The following is a 20,456-nucleotide window of genomic DNA, read 5'->3' as shown; positions in this document are numbered from 1 at the left end:
TTCTAAAACCGATTGTTTGCTACGGCAATCGTTGCTTTAATAATATATTATATTCGTTGTATAAAAATAATTTAATTTAATTATTATCGAATTTTAAAAGAGGAGGTGTCCTTCATTGAAATACAACAAGAACAAAATCAGAAAGTTCAACGATAAGAAAATTTTGAAAAAAGTAAAGAAACATTGGGTCGTAGTATCGATTTCATCCTTTGCTCTTTTTGGTGCGGCCAGTTTTACTTTAATGACCAATCAGGTTAACGCTTTAGCAGACGATACTGATAGGGAACAAGCAGCCGTTGTTCATCATAGTACTTATGCTAGTCACCAGATAAGTACAGGGGTAAGCGGAAGTAGCACTAGCGCCACCGTTAACTCAATTGATGCATTATCAACCAGTGAGTCTAGTTCGGCTAACGTGCAATCAAGTGCAACTGTTAAATCCATTTCAGATACTAGTGCTGACAATTCGCAAAGTAGCAATGAAAATCGTTTAGATACAAGTTCCAGCAACGTTCAAAGCAGTAATTCCAACAATTCGTTGAATGGAGTTGGTTTGTCAGAAGCGCAATCAATCATCGATCAAATGGCTTCATCTGCACAAAGTAATATTGATAGTAATGCAGCTAATTATCGTTCTAATTTAACACAAGGATTAAGTTATCGCGATAACTTCGGAACAACACCACAAACGGTTTATTTCAATGACGCCAATAATTTGCAACAACTTGGTGGTGGAGCATTTCAAGGATTTATGGCGAACAATACCAATGCAAATAATTACCAAATCTTAAATTCGTCAACACCGAGTGCAAATGGTGTTAACCAATTAAATAATCCTTACAATATTACCAGTCCAGGAACCACGTACGTATTAACCTCCAACGCAGCACTTAGACAAAACTACCTGGGAACGCCAATTGTTACCGTTGAAATTAAGGGGACAAATCCGACCTTTTTGACACCGGTAGTTTTTTATGATGCCAACAGGAATCCAATTACCGGAACCGATGGTAATCGAGCTATCGGAATGGCAGTATTAAATAGTTCCAACAACGCATTGCAGCAGGTGACTAGTTATTACAACTTAAATGGTACTAACTATGTTGCAAACGTTGGATCAAAGCTATCAATGGATTCTAACTATAACTATGTCGTAACGTTAACACCGGCTGCCAAACCCAAACCATTGAACTTCTACAACACCAACGGTCAATTGGTTGGAACGGGTACAGTTAATATCAATAACGATGGTAGTGTTACCAATACGTATACATTGGGCAGTTTGCCAACTAAGTACTACTATGTACCAAATTCTGCTACACCAAGCATTTCAGTAGATGCCAATAATAGTGGCCAATACGCACTAATTGTTAACCAACAAACAGCAACACTAAAATTTGTGACACCAAATAATCAAATTTTAACCGATAGTAACAACAATCCACTTTCTGGATATGTTTATTTAAATGCGGATGGAACAACCACGTTAGGTGATACTACTAGCTTGAATTCTAGTGGTTATCACGTTTCCACTAAAACTTCTGCTCAAGCCAACGCTAATGGTGTCTACACGATTGGCGTTTTGAAGAATGCGAGAACATCGACCGTAACTTTCACCAATCAGGGTGTCACTGTCGTGGATGCCAACGGGAATCCATACACTGGTCAAGTGAACGTGAATGGCAACAACGTTGCTCAATTGGTGGATTACGGTAACTTGGGCAATAGTAATTATCACATCAGTCCTAATGGTCAATTGATTAAGGACCAAAACGATGATAATTTCACCATGGAAGTTTTACCAAATAATATTGGCAAGACGCTCAACGCAACTTTTGTTGATAGAAATGGGAATGCTCATGGAACTGGAACAATTGTCTTTGATAACAATAACAATCCAAGATTGGTCGACTTAGGTAATCTTGATTACAGTAATTTTCACTTGGCTAATGGTAATGTGATTAACAACAATGGACAATACCAAGTTCTAGTAAATGGAAACTACATCACTGGAACCACCAAGGTTGATTTTATTGATTCAACCGGCCAAGCCTTTGGAACGGGTACCGTTAGTTATGGTTACGATCCAAACATTGTACCGGACTTCAATGAAGCATCAGTACAAGACCTCCACGCATCGTTACTAGATACCAATAAACTGGATTCCAATTACTATGTCACCAGTGGACTTATCAAGGATCATTATGGATTCTTGATGTACGTTGCACCTAAACCACAAAGTGCAGATTCAATCGCTTCTGCTAATAATTCTTCGGCAGCTGCATACATTCAAAGTTCGAAAGCAGCATTGAACCAATCAATCGCAGATGCAATTAGTTTGGCATCTAGTCAGGCTAATTCCATCGCTAACAGTATTGCATCATCAAATGCTCAATCTTTGCTTGCTTCGGCAAATAGTTCAGCTGCTATCGATAAGGCAAATGCAGTGAATGCGACATTGTTGTCATTGCAATCATCTGCTCAGTCAGTTCAAGATTCATTGGTTTTAAAAAACACACAACAATTGGCAAAGCTACAAAGTCAATATGCTGATAGTCTGACCGCTGCTTCTAGCCAAGCAATTATTGATAAGAATAATGCTATTCAAGCAGCGACGGATTCAATGCAAGAAGTTAACCGTGAAACGGTTGCTCAGGTTAACGCCCAAATTCAAACAATGTTAAATAGTTTGAGCCAACAATCACTTGCTAATTCACAAGCCGCTCAAAGTCTGGCAGATTCATTAAGATCCAGTGCAGTTGCCAGCGTACAAAATTCTGCTGTCGATGAAATGGCGAAGTTAACTAGTGACAACCAAAGTTTGACCAATAGTTTGAACAACAGCTATCAAGCTGCTATTCAATCGCTGAGTGATTCAGCGAACACGGCTGTTAACAGTGCTGCGAAGTCAGCATCTGATTCGATGAGTGCGTCTGCTCAAGGTGTTTTCAACAGTACGATTGCGTCATTGCAAGCCGAATTTGCTCAAAGCAGTTCAGCACAACAAGCCCAATATCTCGAGGCATTTACTGCTGCTTCTAAGGCTGCCCAAACTGCTTTAGATAAAGCAATGACAAGTATCACTAGTTCTGCTAATGACACGTTTGCAAAACAAAGTGCGGATAATTCCTCAGCGGTTCAAAGTTTATTAAACCAAAGTATTGCAGATTCTAAAGCGGCATCACAACAAGCCGCGGATAATCTCGCTAATGCGTTATCGGCAGCGAGCGTTGCGGCTAAACAAAATGCTGATAGCTTGGTTCAATCAATCACAGATGATAACAATTCGGCCATTAGTTCACTTCAACAAAAGAGTGAAGCTGATTCAAAGGCAGCATCCGATAGAGCGACAGCAGCAATTAACAGTGCTGTGCAGTCAGCGATTGATTCTGCCAACGCTCAGTCAACTGCGACATCAATTAGTAATTCTAAGGCAGTTGATGAATTAAGGGCTAAATATGAATCTGATTCGCTTCAAGCTTTAAATGATGCTCAATCAGCTATGAGCAGCGCGGTTAAGTCTGCCCAAGATTCAGCGGACTCGGTAGCACAATCAGTTGCCACCCAAAACCAAAGTGCAATTAATAGCTTGCAGGAAAAGAGTCAACAAGATTCTATTAACGCATCCAATAGTGCCAGTGTGGCCATTTCACAAGCGGCGGATAATGCCAAATCATTAGCGGAAAGTAGGGCAGCAGAAGAGTCCAAAGCAACTTCAAAAGCCAATGCTGCTAAGATTTTGGATTTGCAAACTCAATTTGATAGTAATATGCAAACAGCAATGACATCTGCCACTGTTGTAATTAATAGTGCAGTGAAATCAGCACAAGATTCTGCTAGTTTTGTTGCGCAATCAATCGCAAATGATAACGCTAGTGCAATCAGTAGTTTGCAGGAAAAGAGTCAACAAGATTCAATCAATGCTTCTAACAGTGCTCAATCTGCAATTGAAGCGGCTGTACAAAAGGCTCAAAGTAATGCTCAAGCTAAGGCAGATGCAGATTCGATTGCCGTTGCTAGATCAAACTCTGCTACAATCAAGGATCTGCAAAGTAAGGCTGAAAATGACTTGGTCAATGCTTCACAACAAGCAAGTAGTGCGATGAATAGTGCTGTTAAGTCTGCCCAAGATTCAGCAAGTGTTGAGGCTGCCAAATTGTCTTCAGCCAACGCTCAAGCTATCGAAGATTTAACAAACCAATCAATTGCTGATTCCAAAGCGGTCGCTCAAAAGGCGCAAACGGAATTGGATTCCGCAGTCGCTTCAGCAATTGCGTCCGCTAAATCGGATGCTGATTCAAGGATTGCTGTATTGTCTGATCAAAACAGTCAGGCCATTGCAGCAATTAATGCGCAAAGGAGCCAAGAATTAAACCAAGCACAAAGTAGTGCTAATACAGCGATTAGTGATGCCGTTTCAAAGGCATCCAGTGTTGCTTCTAGCCAAGCTTTAACTGAATTCTCGGCCCAAAGCAGTGCTAACTCCGTTTCAATTGATGACTTGAATAAAAAGAACGAACATGATTTATCAAGCGCTGCCGATAGTGCACAATCAGCAATTAATGAAGCAGTTAAATCCGCGCAAGCAATTGCTTCACAGCAAGCAGCAGAACAACTTAAGTCGATTGCTGCCGAAAATGCCAAGGCGATTAACTCATTGAGTCAAAAGGCCGAAAGTGATTCCAAGGCAGCTACCGATTTAATGAATTCAGCTGTGAGTGACGCAATCACTAAGGCCAAGAGTCAAGCTCAAGAGGCTGCCAGCGCACAATCGATTGCTACATCAATCGAGAATTCTAAAACCATTGATAGTTTAACCAACCAATCAAGAGCGGATTCTACAGCGGCATCGATTGCTGCTGAAAACGATAAGAATAGTGCTGTTTCATCAGCTCAACGAATTCTAAATGAATCATATCAATCACAAATTAATAGTTTAAATATTGATTACGACAAGATTATTAATGATTTGCGTAATCAAATCAGTAGTGCCAACCAATCAATTGTGGATCTTGAATCAAGTGCGAGTGCTCAAAATAGCATCAATTCAGCCGCAATTAATAGTCTATCAGCAGCTAGTTCTGCAGCTTCCAGTCAAGCTCTATACGATAGTTCCGTTGCAGCCAGTTCTTATGGATCAGTTGTTGCTTCCTATGAAGCCGTAATTGATAGTCTAGAAGCGGATAGAGATTTAGCTTCAAATGAAGTTATCGATTATCAAAATCAACTTAGCAGCATGCAAGCTAGTTTTAATGTCACAATTTCATCGGCTGAAAGTGCGGCCCATGAAGCTGAACTTCAATCATCCGCAGCCATTTCTGAAGCGGCTTCCAAAGCATCTTCTCTTGCTGCTCAAGAATCAAAGAACTCCTATGAACAAAGTGTTGCTGCTGAGAGTGCCAGAAGTTCCGTTGCGACAGAAAGACAATCACTTGCTGATTCATACAGCACTTATATCAGTAGTTTGCAAAAGGAATCATCGGCTAGTTCCGCAACTGCCCAATCCAAGATTGATAGTGCAACATCACAAATGCACAGTTACTCAAATAAGATTAGTAGCTTGATGGCCGATAGTTTTGCAGCGACTTTAAAGAATAGTTTAGCCATTGTTGAAGCCAACGAAAGGGCAACTAGTATTTCAGATTCCTATGCCAAGGAAGTTAATATTTTAAATGCTAAGTACCAACAAGATTCGCAGAATGCTGCTAACAGCATTAGTGCACTTCAAAGCTATGCAAATAGTTTATCGACGGCGAACTCAAATTCGATTAATTCATTGAATTCGTCTTATGCTCAAAGACAAAGTCAATTGGCGAACTCCTACGAGGATGCTCAAGCAGATGCCGTTAAAAATGCTGTCGAGACAGCCAATAGCTTAGCGGCACAACAGGCTCAAACAGTGGCAAGTGCTAACGCCAAAGCATTAGAATCTGCATATAGCAAGGCAAGTGCAGATAGTCAAAATGCAGCGTCATCAGCGCAAGCAGCAATGCAAAAAGCTGTCGACGATGCAATTGCGTCAGCTCAATCATTAGCAGCTGTTCAATCAACTGCAACCTCAACTGCCAATTCAGCAGCTTTATCTGCAGCTATTTCCAAGGCAAACTCAGACAGTCTTCAAGCATCATCAATCGCTAAATCAATCATGGATTCAGCGATTGCATCAGCCCAAAAATCAGTTCAGGACTCCGCTAATTCCGTGTTTGCTGATCAGTCATCGGCAAATGCTCAATCATTATCTGATGCTAAGTCCAAGGCTCAAGCAGATAGTACCGCCGCTTCTAACTACGCGGATTCCTTGATGAGTGAGGCCATTTTATCAGCTCAATCTGCTGCTAAGATGGTCACCGATGCTCAAATTAAAGCCATTCAAGATTCGTATGCGAAGGTACTAAGTGATCAAGCTTCCCAATATCAAGCCAGTTTGACCGCTGCTAGTGTGGCGGCTGATGAAGCACGAAATAGTGCTGTTTCATCAGCTCAATCAGTCGCTAGAAGCATTGCCGAACAACAATCAATTGCCGTTGCTGATTCAAATGCCAAAGCACTAGCTCAAGCTCAACAAAAGGCGACTCAAGATAGTATGATGGCCCAAAGCCTCTACGACCTTCGACTAAGTGCGGCAAGTGTATCTGCTCAACAATCGATTACCGCCGCGTTGGATAGTCAATCTGCTGCCAATTCTAAGGCATTGAGTTTAGCCCAACAAAAGGCGTTAGATGACAGTACGGCTGCATCAAGTCGTGCCGAATCAGTTAAGAATTCAGCTCTAGATTCAGCTAGACAATCCGCCCAAGACTCGGCGAACTCTTTGATTTCATCGTTGAACAGTTCTAATCAAGCTGTTATTTCAGCTGCGCAACAAAAGGCGCAACAGGATAGTGTATCAGCTATGCAAAGTGCTCAATCAGCCATTACGGCTGCGCAAGAGGCTCAAAGAAGCATTGCTGCTCAACAAATTTCTTCACTACAAGCCAAGTACGAAGATGAGTTGAGTAAGGCAAGACAACAATCAACGGCTGACAGTATTTCTTCGCAACAAAAGGCACAAAGTGATATCTCAGATGCCGTTTCTAAAGCCAAGAGCATGGCATCATCACAAGCAAAAGAAGCCATTGATTCAATCAATGCTGCCAATGCCAAAGCACAAAGTGATGTAGAGGCTAAGTCAATTGCTGATAGCATTGCAGCTTCTAATAGTGCCCAAGACGCTATTTCAGCGGCTAAATCATTGGCAGAAAGTGTTGCTAATTCCAACATTGCTTCATTGAATGCTGCCAACTCCAAGGCATTAAGTGATGCGCAACAAAAAGCTTACAACGATAGTGTTTACGCCTCAAATAATGCCAACTCCATCCGTGATTCAGCTGTATCAGCCGCTAAATCTGCTGCGGAAAGTTTTGCTAGTTCACAATCAACTGCCATCTCACTTGCCAATTCAGCAGCACTATCAAGTGCTAACTCCAAGGCCAAGGCTGATAGCGAGGCAGCATCATCGATTGCTCAATCGGTCATGAATTCAACCATTAATTCAGCATCCAGTCATGCTGCCAGTGTGGCTAAATCCATTTCCGACTCATATGCAGATTCCTATGCAAAACAAGTTCAATCGTTTAATGATCAAACTTCTGCACAGTCAAGAGCAGCTAGTCAAGCCATCGAAGATGTTAGAAATGCAATGAACAGTTCTGCTCAAGCTAAGTTGGATAGTTTAGCCAAATCAAATGCTGATGTTGAACAATCAATTAAGGATAGATACGATAGCTTAATTGCTGCTCAACAAAGCAAGGCGCAAGCTGATATGCAAAGTGCTGCCAGTGTCGCAAAGAGTATTGCCGATAATGACATGAGTTCTCAAAGAGATTCGTTGGAAAGTCAATACTATGCTGACTCACATTCAGCTAACTCAGTGTTTGCCAGTCAGATGGCATCGTTAAATTCACAGGTTGAAAGTGATAAACAATCAGCAATCGCCCAAGCAAACTCCAAATTTGATAGCATGATGGCAGTAAAGAGTTCTGAATACTCGAGTGCTGTGGCTTCATTGAATGCGCAGAGGGATGCTCAATTGAGTTCGCAAGCGATTGCTAATGAAAAGGCAATGAGCAGTGCACAAAGTGCGGCTTCCAGAGTTTCTGACGAACGTGCCAAGGTCATTGCTGATTCAATTACTGCCGAATATGAAAACGCAATGAACATTATTAAGGCCCAACAAGAGGCAACATCAATTGCAGCCTTGAATAATGAACAATCCAAGCTAAATAGCCAAGCGGATTCATTAAAGGTACAATATGAAGCTCAGATTAATAATATTAATGTCAACAACAGTAAGTATCACTCCATTAATGAACCTACAAACGAATACATCGTTTCTGCCCATAAGGGTGTTTGGGTTTACGGTAATGTCGAACTCGGCAAATCGGAACGTAAACGATTCATGGCATATGGGTCTCAGTTTAAGGTTGAAAGAGTAGTGGAATACAACGGGATTACCAGACTATATCTAGGCAATGGTGAATACGTTACTTCTAACAAGAATTACGTGGCACTTAGAAATGATTTCGATAACGTTCCTAAATATGTTTACAATATAAACACTGATAGAAAACATACTTCAGTTCACAAAGTTTCGGGATACAGATATGTAGATGGTCACTTACAATTGAAGATTCATGGAAACTTCGTTGATAGTTCCGATTACACAGAGGGTTATTATGCAATTAAAAAGCAAAATAATAATACTTATTACCGTGTAATCAGAAGTCAGGGAATCGTGATATACAACAGCCCAATTTTTGCCAAGAAACATGCTGTGGGTAAAATCAAGGCAGGTCACAAGGTGAAGGTACAAAAGGTTGTTCAATACAAGGGAATCACTAGACTATATATCGGTCATGGTAAATACATTACTGCTAACAAGACCTGGATTAATAAAGAATAATAAAAAAGCTCCTATCGAATTGATAGGGGCTTTTTATTTGTTTTAAATGGTTTCAAAGAATTGTTTCCATTGTTTCATTACATTATCGGCACTGAATTTATCAGCCTTAGCAATTGCTTGTTCACTTTGGCGTTTGTGTTTTTCATCGTTTCCTAAAAGGTCGATTACTTGAGTAGCTAGTTTGCCGATATCACCGGACTTAACTAGGTAGCCATTCTTATCATCATCGATGATTTCGTTTGGACCGTAGTTAACGTCGTAGGCAACTTCAGGAATTCCGTAAGCTAGACCTTCGATTAGTGCCATACTTAGTCCTTCACCTTTGGATGATTGGACTAGGACACGGGTATTTTCTAGGACGTTTTCTTTTTCCTTGCCGACTTTGTAGTCGATCATTGAGACGTTATCAGAAACATTCAATTGCTTGATGATTTCGTCTAATTCATTTTTGAATTGACCCGATTCAAAGTAGCCCATCATGGTTAAGTGGACATCAGGGATGGTTTGCTTAATGGCAGGGATGATTGAAATCAATTCAGAGACATTCTTATCTCTAAAGACACGACCCATGTATGTGATTTCGTGAGTTGTCACATCGGTTGTTGGTTTGTGTAAATCAAAGATAGCGGCGTCATAAATAGAGTAGAACTTCATCTTTGGATAACGCTTTTGCAAGTCCTTCTTTTGAGCTTCGGTTGGGGTGATAACACCTTCGTAGCTCTTTTGGTAGTCCTTAAATAGAGGAACTAGGTTATCGAATAACTTCGCCTTAGGATTGCCGGCTTCAGTTGCATCTTCGGTGTGTTCGTTATGCATGATTTGGTATTTATGCTTGGTGGATTTGACGTCACCAACAACACCGGTTAATGATGGACGGTCGTTAATAATGACGGTGCCCTTGTCGGAAATTTCGCTTAAGAAGAATGAGTATAGTTCATCCTCGGTATTGAAACGTAATGTTTTACCATTGTAGTTTAATAGCTTAAACATGGTAGGTAATAATTGGTTACCAACGTTCATGTGGGTGATTTCCATGACCGGATCGCCAGCCTTATTTAAGACTAGTTCATGACCAATGTTGCCATCCGGATGCATGTAGATTTCCTTGGATTTAAAACCACGATAGTCGAAGACATCTCTACTTGAGACATTGCCGAAGTTATCGTAGTAATCAACGTTACCAATTTCACCAACAGTAAGTGGAAAGATGGAAACTTTTGCGACACGTTGACCTAATTTTTCGATGTAGGACTTGTTGTTGTCGACACCATTAATCTTGTATTCATGTTTGTCGACTAGGTTAGAGTAACGCAAGAATTCGTGGTGCTTTTTAGGTCCCATTTCGCCTTGGAAGTAGTCATACATGTTGATGATATCGTCATCGTCGATACCGTATTTTTTAATTTCTTGATGCAATGAAGGGTTGTAGTTTCTGGTAACAATCTTGGCATCAACGTTATATTTTTTAAACAGTTTGATTCGGTTCATGGCTGAAAATTCAGTTCCCGAATTGAATGTAAAAATGTTTTCATTCACGAATAAAAATTTCTTGCTCATGATTAGGCCTCCTCGGTGTGTTCCATATCGCTTAGACCGTCTTTGATGTCGAAGTGATAAGTTTTTAGTTTGTCTTGCCAAGTATGCTTAGCAGAGTCGATTAGTTGTTTCCAATCTGCCCAAACACTGTCTTCTGAGAAACGGTTTGATAATTTATAAGCTTGATTTGACATCTTTTGTAGTAGTTCATCGTCCGTAAATAGTTTGACCATTCTATCCGATAGGGCCTTGGTGTCGTCATAATCCACGACGTAACCATTTTCGTTATCGACGATTAATTCGTTTGGACCGTAGTTGGTATCAAAGGTTACACCAACATCACCTTGAGCTTGAGCTTCCATTAGAGCAAGGTTGAAACCTTCCATGACAGAAGCGAGTGCGTATAGTTGGGCGTTTCTTTGTACGCCGGTAACGTCATTGGTGTAGTTGTGTAAATGAACGGCATCTTTTAGGTCATATTCGTCTAGTGAGGCGTTGATGCGCTTCATCGCAATATCATTATTTGAGTGGTCGACGTATCCGTAAACATCCATGTTGATGTCTGGAACTTCTTTTTTGGCCATTCCCATGGCATCAATAATCTTGTTAATTTGCTTTTCTGGAGCCACTCTGGCGGTTACGACAATACTGTGTTGTTTACGATCCTTCATTGGAATGTGTTGACCCTTTAGTTCTTCGTTTTTAATCACACCAACGGGGATGGTGAACATATCCACATCTGGATTGAACCGACGTTTAACGTCTTTGGTTTGTTTTTCGGTAGCAGAAACAATGGCGTCATATCTATTGGCGTCGGTCAATGAGTATTCGTAGTTGTTGTTCATGATTGAAGTATCTGGTTGTTGAGCATCACCGGCATGTGAGTTATGTAGATGCAAGACGGTGTAGGTAGGAGAACTCAATTTTTCCAAAATTTCTTCGAAGTAGTCAGAACGATCCATCACGTAGATGTTTGGATGGTCCTTGTCCATGAATTCGACGTTAATCTTTTCAAGAAATTCTTGAAGTAAACCGACGATATTGTTGTGGGTGCGGACAGTGCCGCTTTCATCGATGGTTTTGAAACCAGATTTTTCCATTTTACCTTGAGCATTTAATCTGAAGTAGTCTTCGACTGCAGGACGACCTTCAGGAGTGTACCAAGTTTCAGTCGCAATCTTATTGTCAGGAGTATACCATTGAGCCATTGAGACAAAACCGCGGTAGTCGTAGAAATCCACACGATATAGGTTGGCAAATCCATCGAATAGTTCAACTGATTTAACGATTTGATCGTTGGTAATATCCTTACCAAATAGGTTGATACGAGCAACGATTTGATTCTTGCTGTATACAATTACACGATTGTTATCTTTTTCTTCTTCGTATCTAAGATTAGTAACCCCAAAGTTGATATCTTTTGGACGGATTGTCTTTTTTTGAACATCGGTAGCTTTTTGGAAGTAATCGAAAATGTTTAGAATGTATTTATCAGAAATCCCATTGTTATTTAGGTAGAAGTGTAGCAATGGATTCCATTCACGAAAGACCAAACGATAGTCTTCGCCGAATTTTTCGAATAGTTTTGCACGTTTTAACTGGGCATGTTCAATCCCGGAGTTTTTTTCGTTAAAGCTAGAATTTAAGAAAAAATTCATATCGGATACTCCTTTTTATGTAGTTACAATTATTATAACGCAGTGAGAGATAAATTTGAGTAAAGAAAATCTTAAGAAAGATTTTTACATGATTTTTTAACAAATGTCTAAATTAGTCTTACAATAAATAGTGAAGTATTATTGGGAGGATAATTATGACAGAAAGACAATTAATTCAACAAATTCTAAACACAGTGGATGTGGAATACAATTTCGTCAATGTGGACTCAGATAATTCCGCATACGATATTAAGGCATTCCAACAAAAGGAAGATCGCCGTCCACTAAAGAATGTGAATGATGAATTAAAGAAATACTTCAAAGAAGCTGGCTTTAATTACACCGAACACATTGGTGACGATTTAGATTTAAAGATTAGCAAATAATACTAATAAAAAATCGCAAATAAAAAAGACTCAAGAATTTATCTTGAGTCTTTTCTTTTATAGCATTGGTCCTTGATGATTGATTTCATCTGGAGTCATGTCTGTTAGTTCACAGTCAATGCGATGTTCTTTTAAAACGTTTTTTGAATCAACGTCAATTGGTCTAAATCCCTTGTTGACCAAGCGTTTGATGTACATGGTGTTGTAGAATAGTCCCCAAATAACTGAACCGATTAAGTACATGATGTTCATGGCGTTACTTGGATCAACGTTCAATACCAATTGTAAGAACATGTGAGTAGCCATGTAGATACATGCATCAACACCGATGATACATGCAGTGTTGTAATAATCAGAACGTAAGATTGAAGGAATCCAGTGTAGCAAGAATGATAGAATGGAGAATCCAAAACGACCAAACTTGATGCGATCATCACGCTTAATCATGAAGACGAAATTTTGCTTAAAATCTGGTGGTTTAGGGAAGTTATTCATGTGAATACCTACTTTCTATCGATTATTTTTTAGTAAATTTAACGACCGCTTCACAACGTGGAGTTTGTGGCATCATGTCGATTGGCTGAATGAAGTCAACCTTGTACTTACGAGTTAGTTGGACTAAATCGGCTGCCATGGTTGAAGGATTACACGATACATATACGAATTTTTCTGGTGCACTCTTCAAAATAGCGTCAATTAATTTATCGTCTAGTCCAGTACGTGGTGGGTCAACGATGATGGCATCCGGTTTGAAACCTTCTTCTAACCATTCAGGCAGAAGGTCTTCGGCTTTACCTACTTCGTAGTAAGCGTTTCTGATTTTGTTGATGATGGCATTGTGATTAGCATCTTCAACGGCTTCAGGGATGATATCCATTCCACGAATTTCTTCGGCATGTTTGGCCAATGGTAAACCAATGGTACCAACACCGGAGTATGCATCCACGATTTTTTCGTTTCCAGTTAGTTCAAGTGCTGAGATAGCAACTTCGTATAGACGAGGTAGCATGATTGAATTCAATTGTAGGAAAGCACGAGCGGATAGTTCGAAACTTAGTCCCTTAATTTTTTCAATGATGGTATCCTTACCGGCAAGGTGGACAGTCTTGTCACCCCAGATAAGAGGGGAGTCACCAGGATTAATGTTTTGCATAACGGAAGTAACTTCTGGTAGTTCCATCATGATTTTCTTTAGCATGAATCCTTTTTTGACGAACTTAGGAGTGTTGGTAACGAACACAACTTGAACATCGTCGGTGTTCAATGCAGCACGAACAATCACAGTCTTGATGATTCCAGAATTGTTTGATTCATCGAAAACAGGAATTTCTAGTTCTTGGATGAATTCAACAATCTTTCTCATTACCTTCATGGTAGCAGGGTATTGAACTGAACATTCGGGAAGATCGACTAATTCATGAGTACCTTCCTTAAATAGTCCGGCAATGACCTTACCATCCTTCATTCTAACTGGGAATTGAGCCTTGTTACGGTATTCGTAAGGATCTTCCATTCCCATGGTAGAACGAATTTTGAAGTTCTTGTAACCTTGTGGTTGAAACTTTTCTAACGCTTGTTTGATTAAATCACGCTTGAAACGAAGTTGTGCAGGGTATGAAAGGGATTCAAGTTCGAATCCACCAACATTACCAGCATAACTATCGCGAGGTTCAACACGATCAGGCGAAACACGGTTAATCTTGACAGCTTTTGCTTTGATGTAATTAGGGTAAACCTTAGTTACTTCAGCGACTACTTTTTCATCGGTAAAAGCACCGGCAACAAACACTAATTTGTGTTCATAAAAACCAATTCCTTCACCGTTAATGCCCATTCTTTTGATGGTCATTTTAAATTGTTGTCCAACTTCAACTTCGACGTCGTTGTAGTTAGAACGATAATTGCGATTTTGGTATGCCATTAAAAACGTCCTTTTCATTTTATACAATATTAATTTACATTATATCATGTTCAAAATGTTTTTAAATTATCAGTGTATTATTTTATTGCAAAACTGATGCCAAAGGGTTTAAATAGAAGCAGTGATTAATTTTTAAGAGGGGCGATTTTTGACATGAAGAAGATAAGAAATTTATTCTTACTTTTAACAATCATTGCAATGTTAATTTCGTTACCTTCAATTGACTTTGGAATTAAGGTATCCGCAGATGCCAACAATAGCTCAAACATCATTGATGACAAGGATCCTGAATCAATCGATGGCGACACAGCAAAGCCAAACGAGGGGACACAAAAAACTGGTGATAAGTTTAACGATAACAAGACCATCAGTGATTCCATCGACACCAATGGCGTTCCAACTACCACCACAGATAACGCCTATGTCGATAACAGCAGCACTAACTACCATGTAATTGATTCTAGTTTGCCAAAGATTACACCAACGTGGGGTAACTATACACGTGTTCGTAACATGGCGATGCCAAGCAATTACACATCAATCGATTCCATCAATACAGGATCATTAACCTTTAAGACAAAATGGTTCTTACCAGAAGGATTTCACGTAAGTCCTGAAGAACACGGAAATTATCAAGGTGGAATCATCGCAAACGACAGCATTTACTTTGTTGAATCTGCTGGAACTAATACCAACAAGGGTGCAATTGTAAAGATTAGACTAGATGCTTTAGATAAGTTGGGGATTGATGATAGTACTCAACAAAACATCCTAGCGAAGGTCTTTAACTTCTTTAACAGAAACTCTGCTTACGGTAGTGACCACAGCAAGAAGTTATCCGATTTCATTGTTAATACTGATATCTATAGAAGAGATAACAATCTCATCCAAGCAAAAATTAACAAGATGAAAAAGGCAAATAACTCTGCTAATGCTAAAGTTAAGAAGAGTCAAAAGGCTTTCAACAAAGCTACTAAGAAGACTAGAAACCAACTAGCTAAGTCAATTAAAGCAAACCGTAAAGCTTTTAAGAAATTAAATAAGAGACACGCCAAATCTCGAGCAGTAAAAAAGCAAATTAGTAAGTTAAACAAGACATATAAGAAACTAAATGCCAAAAAGAAGAACATGAGTAAGCTATCACCTAAGGCATTTAAGGCTTATAACAAAGTTAAAAAAGTCCAAAACAAGGTGATTACTAAGAACAACAAGCAAATCAATGCTTGGAGGGCAAAGATTGATCATAATAATCGTGAGATTAATCGTGTTGGCCAACGTAACGATTTATTCCGTAAGTACTTTGATTTGTCCAAATTACTTACAATTAGTCCAGTTACTAACATTGGTCATGGTCAAACATTGTCATATAACCCAAGTAATAACCATGTCTACTTAGCTCAAGACGATAAGCTTGGAGTTGTTGGTGATGACTTCTATAATCAAGTTACCGAAATGGATGCTGAACATATGAATCCGGTTCACGTTTACCGTTTCAAGCTAAACAACAAGGGTCATTTCTACGCTATTCATACATTGACATTTGATAACGATGGTAATGCGTACTTTGGTGTTCGTGGTGGTCCTAAGAAGATGAAGGGTACCTACACATTATTCCACGGAACAATGGATGACCATGGTATTCAATTCTCTCCAGTGAAGGGACTAATCAAGTGGCCAGGTAGTTTCAACCAAGGTGTCACATTTAACCGCAATAACAACCGTTTATATCTATTATCAAACGATATGATTGTTTCAATTCCAGTCGATCAAGTTAAAAACGATAACATTCAACCACAAGATGTTCATTACACAACATTCGGTACTAACCGTGAATTTGAAAGTCTATCATTTGATAGCAGTGGCTATGGTTATTTAGTAGTACTTTGGAGATCCGAAGTATTGAAATCAACCACACCAATTAATTAAAACTAAAAAGCAACCACATTATGTGGCTGCTTTTTATTAATGAAGGGGATGTTTGAATGCATTTAGAACCATTAAGTTGGAATGATATTTTCGAATTAGCCAGTGCGATTGGAACTTTTATCACCGCCTATATTGCGTTGTACTTGAATCGCCGTCAGCCCCCAATGAAAATCAGAGTTGATCGTTCGTCCGTCAATGGTCAAGGGGTCTTCATCTACTTCTTGGATGAAAAACTAAACACGAGTGGGTTTATTAAACTCAATCGGATTTACATGACGTTACATGGTGAGGAACTTGCCCATAGTGTGAACTTGGATTTGTTTAGAGAAGGATTGACCAGATGGCGTCCGATTTCCAACGACTATATCGTGACGATTTCGATAAAACGCAGTAGCGATGACGAACAGTTAAATCGCATTATCGCAGAAGCTTTCTCGATTGCCAAACACGAACATGATGATGTATCACACAACGATATCTCCAAAAAGGATTTCCAATTAGGATTTGAGTTTATCGTTAACGATCCAAGGGTCCACTTGAATCCCGTCGAGTTTAACTTGAAGAATTTAGAAGAATCTAGCGTAATTGATATGAACAAAATTAAGGAATTTATGCACTAAAAAATGCATGTAGATAAAAATTATCTGCATGCATTTTTTTATTTGTTCAAAATCATTTTAATGTGTGGAGTTTGGTGGAACTCGTAGACATCGCCGACTGATTTAAAGCCAAACTTGGCATAAAAGCCTTCCTTGTCATCCTGTGAATCGATTTCTACTCGTGGATGATTGAAGTGTTCGTCGATTTCCTTTAATACGCGTTCAATTAATTGTTTGCCCAATCCTTTGCCACGAGCGGCAGGGGTAGTAAGGACTCTACCGAATGAAGTGTGGTCTTCTCCGTGGAAGACTCTTGCATAGGCTAGTAGTTGCCCATCTTCTTCAGCCCAGATATGTAGTGCTTTTTTGTCGACATCATCGACTTCTTGGTAGGGACGTTTTTGTTCGACCACAAAGGTTTGAACACGGGCGTAGTAGATGGCCCATAGTTCATCGCGTGTGATTTCATCAAATGTTTTTACTTTCCATTCCATGACACAACCTCCTAGATTGATTATTTTCATTCTACTATTTTTTATATTGAAAGTGTAAGATTTTGCAGTTTTAAGTGAAAAAAGCCACGGTGTTATTTTTGTGCATCATTGTTATTTTTTTATACGTTCAAGGGCCCTTGATCAATACGTTAAAGGATTGATTAAGATGAATAATTTAGATGCAGGATTTGAGTTTTTAATGAAGCAAAATCATGTCGGGATTGTATATGGTGTATTGAAACGTCTCAACATCAGGATGGATAACCCACAATTTGAGGATTTAAAGCAGGAGGGCTTTATCCACCTAGCCACCAAGTATGGTCAATACAACGATGAACTAGATGATGATCGGGTATGTGGCTATCTATTTCAGGCGGTCTATTGGCATCTGTTAGATATTTTAAGAAAACAACAACGCAACAATAACCACGTAATTAGTGTTGAATCAGAAGTCGATGATAGCTTTTCTCCACACGACGAAATTGATGGAATCGATTTGTTAAATCAGTTGTGGCTACACTGTACCACCAACCAAAGAAAGTTTTTGTGTTGTGCCTATAACGAATCGATGACGGTGACAGACATTGCTAGAAAATATCACGTGAGTCGAAAGACGGTCTATCAATGGAAGAAAGGTGTCCAGGAAGAATTTTACAAATTGGGGTAACACTTTTGTCAGCTGACACGTTATTAATAGTGTAAGGGTTAGCGCTAATCACTTATGAAGATTTGAAAAGAGGTAAAGCATAATGCAAAAACAATGGAGTAAGTCAAAAATCACAGTTATTACAACAGGAAGCGACCAAGTTGCTAGAAAACGTAACTTGGCCAATGCAATTCAAGAAGTATCACCTGAACAAATGGCTCAGCTAACTGCAATTATTGCCGAATTAACAGGTAACTCTGTTTCAGAAACTGAATTAGTAGAAGAAAGCAAATACGTGGGCTAATTTTAATTGGAGGCTAAATTAATGAAAAAACTAGAATTAACATTCAGAAGCGAAAATGGTAAAAACAAGAACTTAGGTTTTAACTATGTAGAAGGGGACTTGAGTGCTGACAAGATTATGCCAGCAATGCAACGACTAGCTGCATTGGATCTTTTTAAAGACGAAAATGGTAGTCTATACAAGGAACCAGTGGCAGCCAAGATTGTTGATACCAATAACCAAGTTTTATTTGATAACCGAGTTAAGACCGACAAGAAATCTGCTAAGTAATAAAAAAAGTCGTGTTGCAATTGCAACACGGCTTTTTATTTTAGGTATCCATCAGGATAGTTTGATTCGATGAATTCACGAATACATGAGACCATCTTTTGAGCGGCTGGTGTTTTCATTTGAACTGAGTTCATTACCATAAAGATTGAACGATAGAAGTCATCGTCGAATGGGTATAATGAAACGTCACCGTTAATTCTTTGGAATGCTAGTTTTGGTAAAATCCCCATACCAAGCCCTGATTCAACCATTGCGATAATTGATTGGTCATCGATACTGAATTGAATTGAGTTAGGGGCAACGTTGTATTGATCAAGCACTGCCTTAGTATCACCATCATAATCAGACTTTTGAAGAATGAAGTATTGGTTTTCAACGTCTTTTTTGGTAATGCTCTTTCCGTTAGCCGGAACGAAGTCTTTAGGGGTGATGCAGTAAATCTTGTCTTTGACCAATAGGGCCTTTACTAATCTTTCATTGATTGGCTGACAAGTGAAACCAAGGTCGATTTTACCTTGGCGGGCTTGTAAGGTGATGTCGTTGAAATCACTTTGAATCAGCTCAACTTTGACGTTTGGAAATTGACTGTGAAAGTTATGTATGATTGTTGGCAACCAATTGATGCAGACACTACTAAAAGCACCTAGTCTAACTGTCCCCGAAGTTAAACCTTTAATCTTGTTGGCTTCTTGTTGAAGACGTTCTTCATTATTTAAGATGTCTTGAATAATTGGTAAAACATCCTTACCATCTTCGGTTAACTTAACTCCGGATCTATCACGAATAAGTAGTGAGAAACCAAGTTGTTTTTCTAGTTTATCAATTGAATGAGAAATTGCAGAAGGTGTTACTTCTAGCTTTTGAGCTGCGTGGTGAAAGCTCTCTTCGCTAACTACGGTAACAAAAGCTTGGTATGAAAAAGAAATCATGTACATCAATCCTCTCGTCTACAATAAAAAACTTATTGTTTTAGATTATATATGTTTTTGTCAAAATATGTAACAACCATTTGAAAAAAATTATGTGAACTATCGAAATAAATTCGGATATTATAAAAGACGCTATCGAAACGATAGCGTCTTTTTGTTTTATGGATACCAAAAACCAAACGCTTCTTGTGACCAACGATGATATCTACGAGCATCCATGTTATTCACGCATTTAATAATGTATTCTAACGGTCGAGGCCGTGAACTAGTAATGATTGTTAGCATGTAATGCATGTCATTGGCACAATAGATTTTATCGAGTTCCTTATTGCAGGGGTAATAATGTTTATCTCCGACATACTTGATAAGCTTATTTTGGATTTGTTGACGTAGCTTACGACGGAGATGTTGATTGGCTTGCTCGAACTTGGCATCCAATTTAAGTCCTCTATATAACTTACGCAAAGAAATCCCTCCCTTCAAATATCTATCTAAAATAGTAGAAGAGTTCGTAGCTTAAATAGCGAAGGAGACGAAATCAGTCTCTTTGCATGATATCAATCAATACATTTAATAAATTTTCTCGATTGCGGTATTTATCAGTTAAGACTAGTAGGTAGTTAACAACTTCAAAGTTATTCTGTTCACTTAATAGTTGTTCGAATTGAGGATACTTTGTATCATCACCGAATCTCTTGGCGATGATCTGTTTTAAATAACCGGCAAAATAGTTACGTAATCTAAGTTGTGCCAATAGATGCATACTTGGATTATTCGAACTAAACGTATCTGTCATCGGCAATACCTCCACTAATCTGTTTACACTACTGTAATATTTTTTATATT

The 20,456-nt window shown here is 39.0% G+C and carries 15 protein-coding genes; 7 read left to right on the top strand and 8 right to left on the bottom strand.

The annotated features are described in order from the left end of the window. Window positions 1-115 precede the first annotated feature (115 nt). On the top strand, window positions 116-8,941 hold the full coding sequence (locus K5Q07_RS04755; protein ID WP_220729948.1) for a DUF5776 domain-containing protein: 8,826 nt from the start codon (window positions 116-118) through the stop codon (window positions 8,939-8,941). 42 nt (window positions 8,942-8,983) lie between these two features. Here K5Q07_RS04755 and K5Q07_RS04750 read toward each other — a convergent pair whose 3' ends face one another. Beyond that, entirely contained in the window at window positions 8,984-10,498 is a 1,515-nt protein-coding gene (locus K5Q07_RS04750) for a glycosyltransferase (RefSeq protein ID WP_220729947.1), read from the bottom strand. 2 nt (window positions 10,499-10,500) lie between these two features. After that, window positions 10,501-12,135: a glycosyltransferase gene (locus tag K5Q07_RS04745; protein WP_220729946.1), complete on the bottom strand. Its 1,635-nt coding sequence runs from the start codon at window positions 12,133-12,135 to the stop codon at window positions 10,501-10,503. Between the two features lie 155 nt (window positions 12,136-12,290). Between K5Q07_RS04745 and K5Q07_RS04740 the strand changes: the two genes are divergently transcribed. Beyond that, complete coding sequence (locus K5Q07_RS04740) at window positions 12,291-12,521, top strand: hypothetical protein (RefSeq protein ID WP_054606172.1); 231 nt, start codon at window positions 12,291-12,293, stop codon at window positions 12,519-12,521. 57 nt (window positions 12,522-12,578) lie between these two features. On the opposite strand, the gene K5Q07_RS04735 is transcribed toward K5Q07_RS04740, so the two are convergent. Both K5Q07_RS04735 and rlmD read right to left on the bottom strand, forming a co-directional pair. Then, window positions 12,579-13,016: a hypothetical protein gene (locus K5Q07_RS04735; RefSeq protein WP_220729945.1), complete on the bottom strand. Its 438-nt coding sequence runs from the start codon at window positions 13,014-13,016 to the stop codon at window positions 12,579-12,581. Between the two features lie 22 nt (window positions 13,017-13,038). After that, window positions 13,039-14,442 carry a 23S rRNA (uracil(1939)-C(5))-methyltransferase RlmD gene (rlmD, locus tag K5Q07_RS04730; RefSeq protein ID WP_373310038.1) on the bottom strand — a complete coding sequence of 468 codons (1,404 nt, stop codon included), beginning with the start codon at window positions 14,440-14,442 and terminating at the stop codon, window positions 13,039-13,041. Between the two features lie 153 nt (window positions 14,443-14,595). On the opposite strand from rlmD, the gene K5Q07_RS04725 reads away from it, so the two are divergent. Further along, entirely contained in the window at window positions 14,596-16,368 is a 1,773-nt protein-coding gene (locus tag K5Q07_RS04725) for a hypothetical protein (protein ID WP_220729943.1), read from the top strand. Between the two features lie 56 nt (window positions 16,369-16,424). After that, the gene (locus K5Q07_RS04720; protein WP_220729942.1) at window positions 16,425-16,988 is read left to right on the top strand and encodes a hypothetical protein; all 564 of its coding nucleotides are present in this window, start codon (window positions 16,425-16,427) and stop codon (window positions 16,986-16,988) included. 38 nt (window positions 16,989-17,026) lie between these two features. On the opposite strand, the gene K5Q07_RS04715 is transcribed toward K5Q07_RS04720, so the two are convergent. Continuing rightward, window positions 17,027-17,461, bottom strand: a complete 435-nt coding sequence (locus K5Q07_RS04715; protein ID WP_220729941.1) for a GNAT family N-acetyltransferase — start codon at window positions 17,459-17,461, stop codon at window positions 17,027-17,029. A 199-nt stretch (window positions 17,462-17,660) separates the two neighbouring features. On the opposite strand from K5Q07_RS04715, the gene K5Q07_RS04710 reads away from it, so the two are divergent. From K5Q07_RS04710 to K5Q07_RS04700, 3 genes are all read left to right on the top strand, one after another. Next, window positions 17,661-18,128, top strand: a complete 468-nt coding sequence (locus K5Q07_RS04710) for a sigma-70 family RNA polymerase sigma factor (protein ID WP_220729940.1) — start codon at window positions 17,661-17,663, stop codon at window positions 18,126-18,128. Between the two features lie 82 nt (window positions 18,129-18,210). Continuing rightward, window positions 18,211-18,411: a DUF1659 domain-containing protein gene (locus K5Q07_RS04705; RefSeq protein WP_220729939.1), complete on the top strand. Its 201-nt coding sequence runs from the start codon at window positions 18,211-18,213 to the stop codon at window positions 18,409-18,411. 21 nt (window positions 18,412-18,432) lie between these two features. Next, complete coding sequence (locus K5Q07_RS04700; protein WP_220729938.1) at window positions 18,433-18,681, top strand: DUF2922 domain-containing protein; 249 nt, start codon at window positions 18,433-18,435, stop codon at window positions 18,679-18,681. A gap of 35 nt (window positions 18,682-18,716) precedes the next feature. Here the strand turns inward: K5Q07_RS04700 and K5Q07_RS04695 are convergent, their stop codons facing one another. The 3 genes from K5Q07_RS04695 to K5Q07_RS04685 all read right to left on the bottom strand — a co-directional run bounded on the left by K5Q07_RS04695 (window position 18,717) and on the right by K5Q07_RS04685 (window position 20,406). Further along, window positions 18,717-19,610 carry a LysR family transcriptional regulator gene (locus K5Q07_RS04695; RefSeq protein ID WP_220729937.1) on the bottom strand — a complete coding sequence of 298 codons (894 nt, stop codon included), beginning with the start codon at window positions 19,608-19,610 and terminating at the stop codon, window positions 18,717-18,719. Between the two features lie 159 nt (window positions 19,611-19,769). Then, window positions 19,770-20,075, bottom strand: a complete 306-nt coding sequence (locus K5Q07_RS04690; RefSeq protein ID WP_220729936.1) for a hypothetical protein — start codon at window positions 20,073-20,075, stop codon at window positions 19,770-19,772. A 73-nt stretch (window positions 20,076-20,148) separates the two neighbouring features. Next, window positions 20,149-20,406, bottom strand: coding sequence for a hypothetical protein (locus tag K5Q07_RS04685; RefSeq protein WP_220729935.1), 258 nt, complete (start codon window positions 20,404-20,406; stop codon window positions 20,149-20,151). Window positions 20,407-20,456 lie beyond the last annotated feature (50 nt).

It is taken from the genome of Apilactobacillus zhangqiuensis (assembly GCF_019656215.1).
Taxonomy (GTDB): domain Bacteria; phylum Bacillota; class Bacilli; order Lactobacillales; family Lactobacillaceae; genus Apilactobacillus; species Apilactobacillus zhangqiuensis.
Note: the sequence above shows the minus strand (reverse complement) of the source record. Positions and strands in the feature narration are given on the sequence as shown.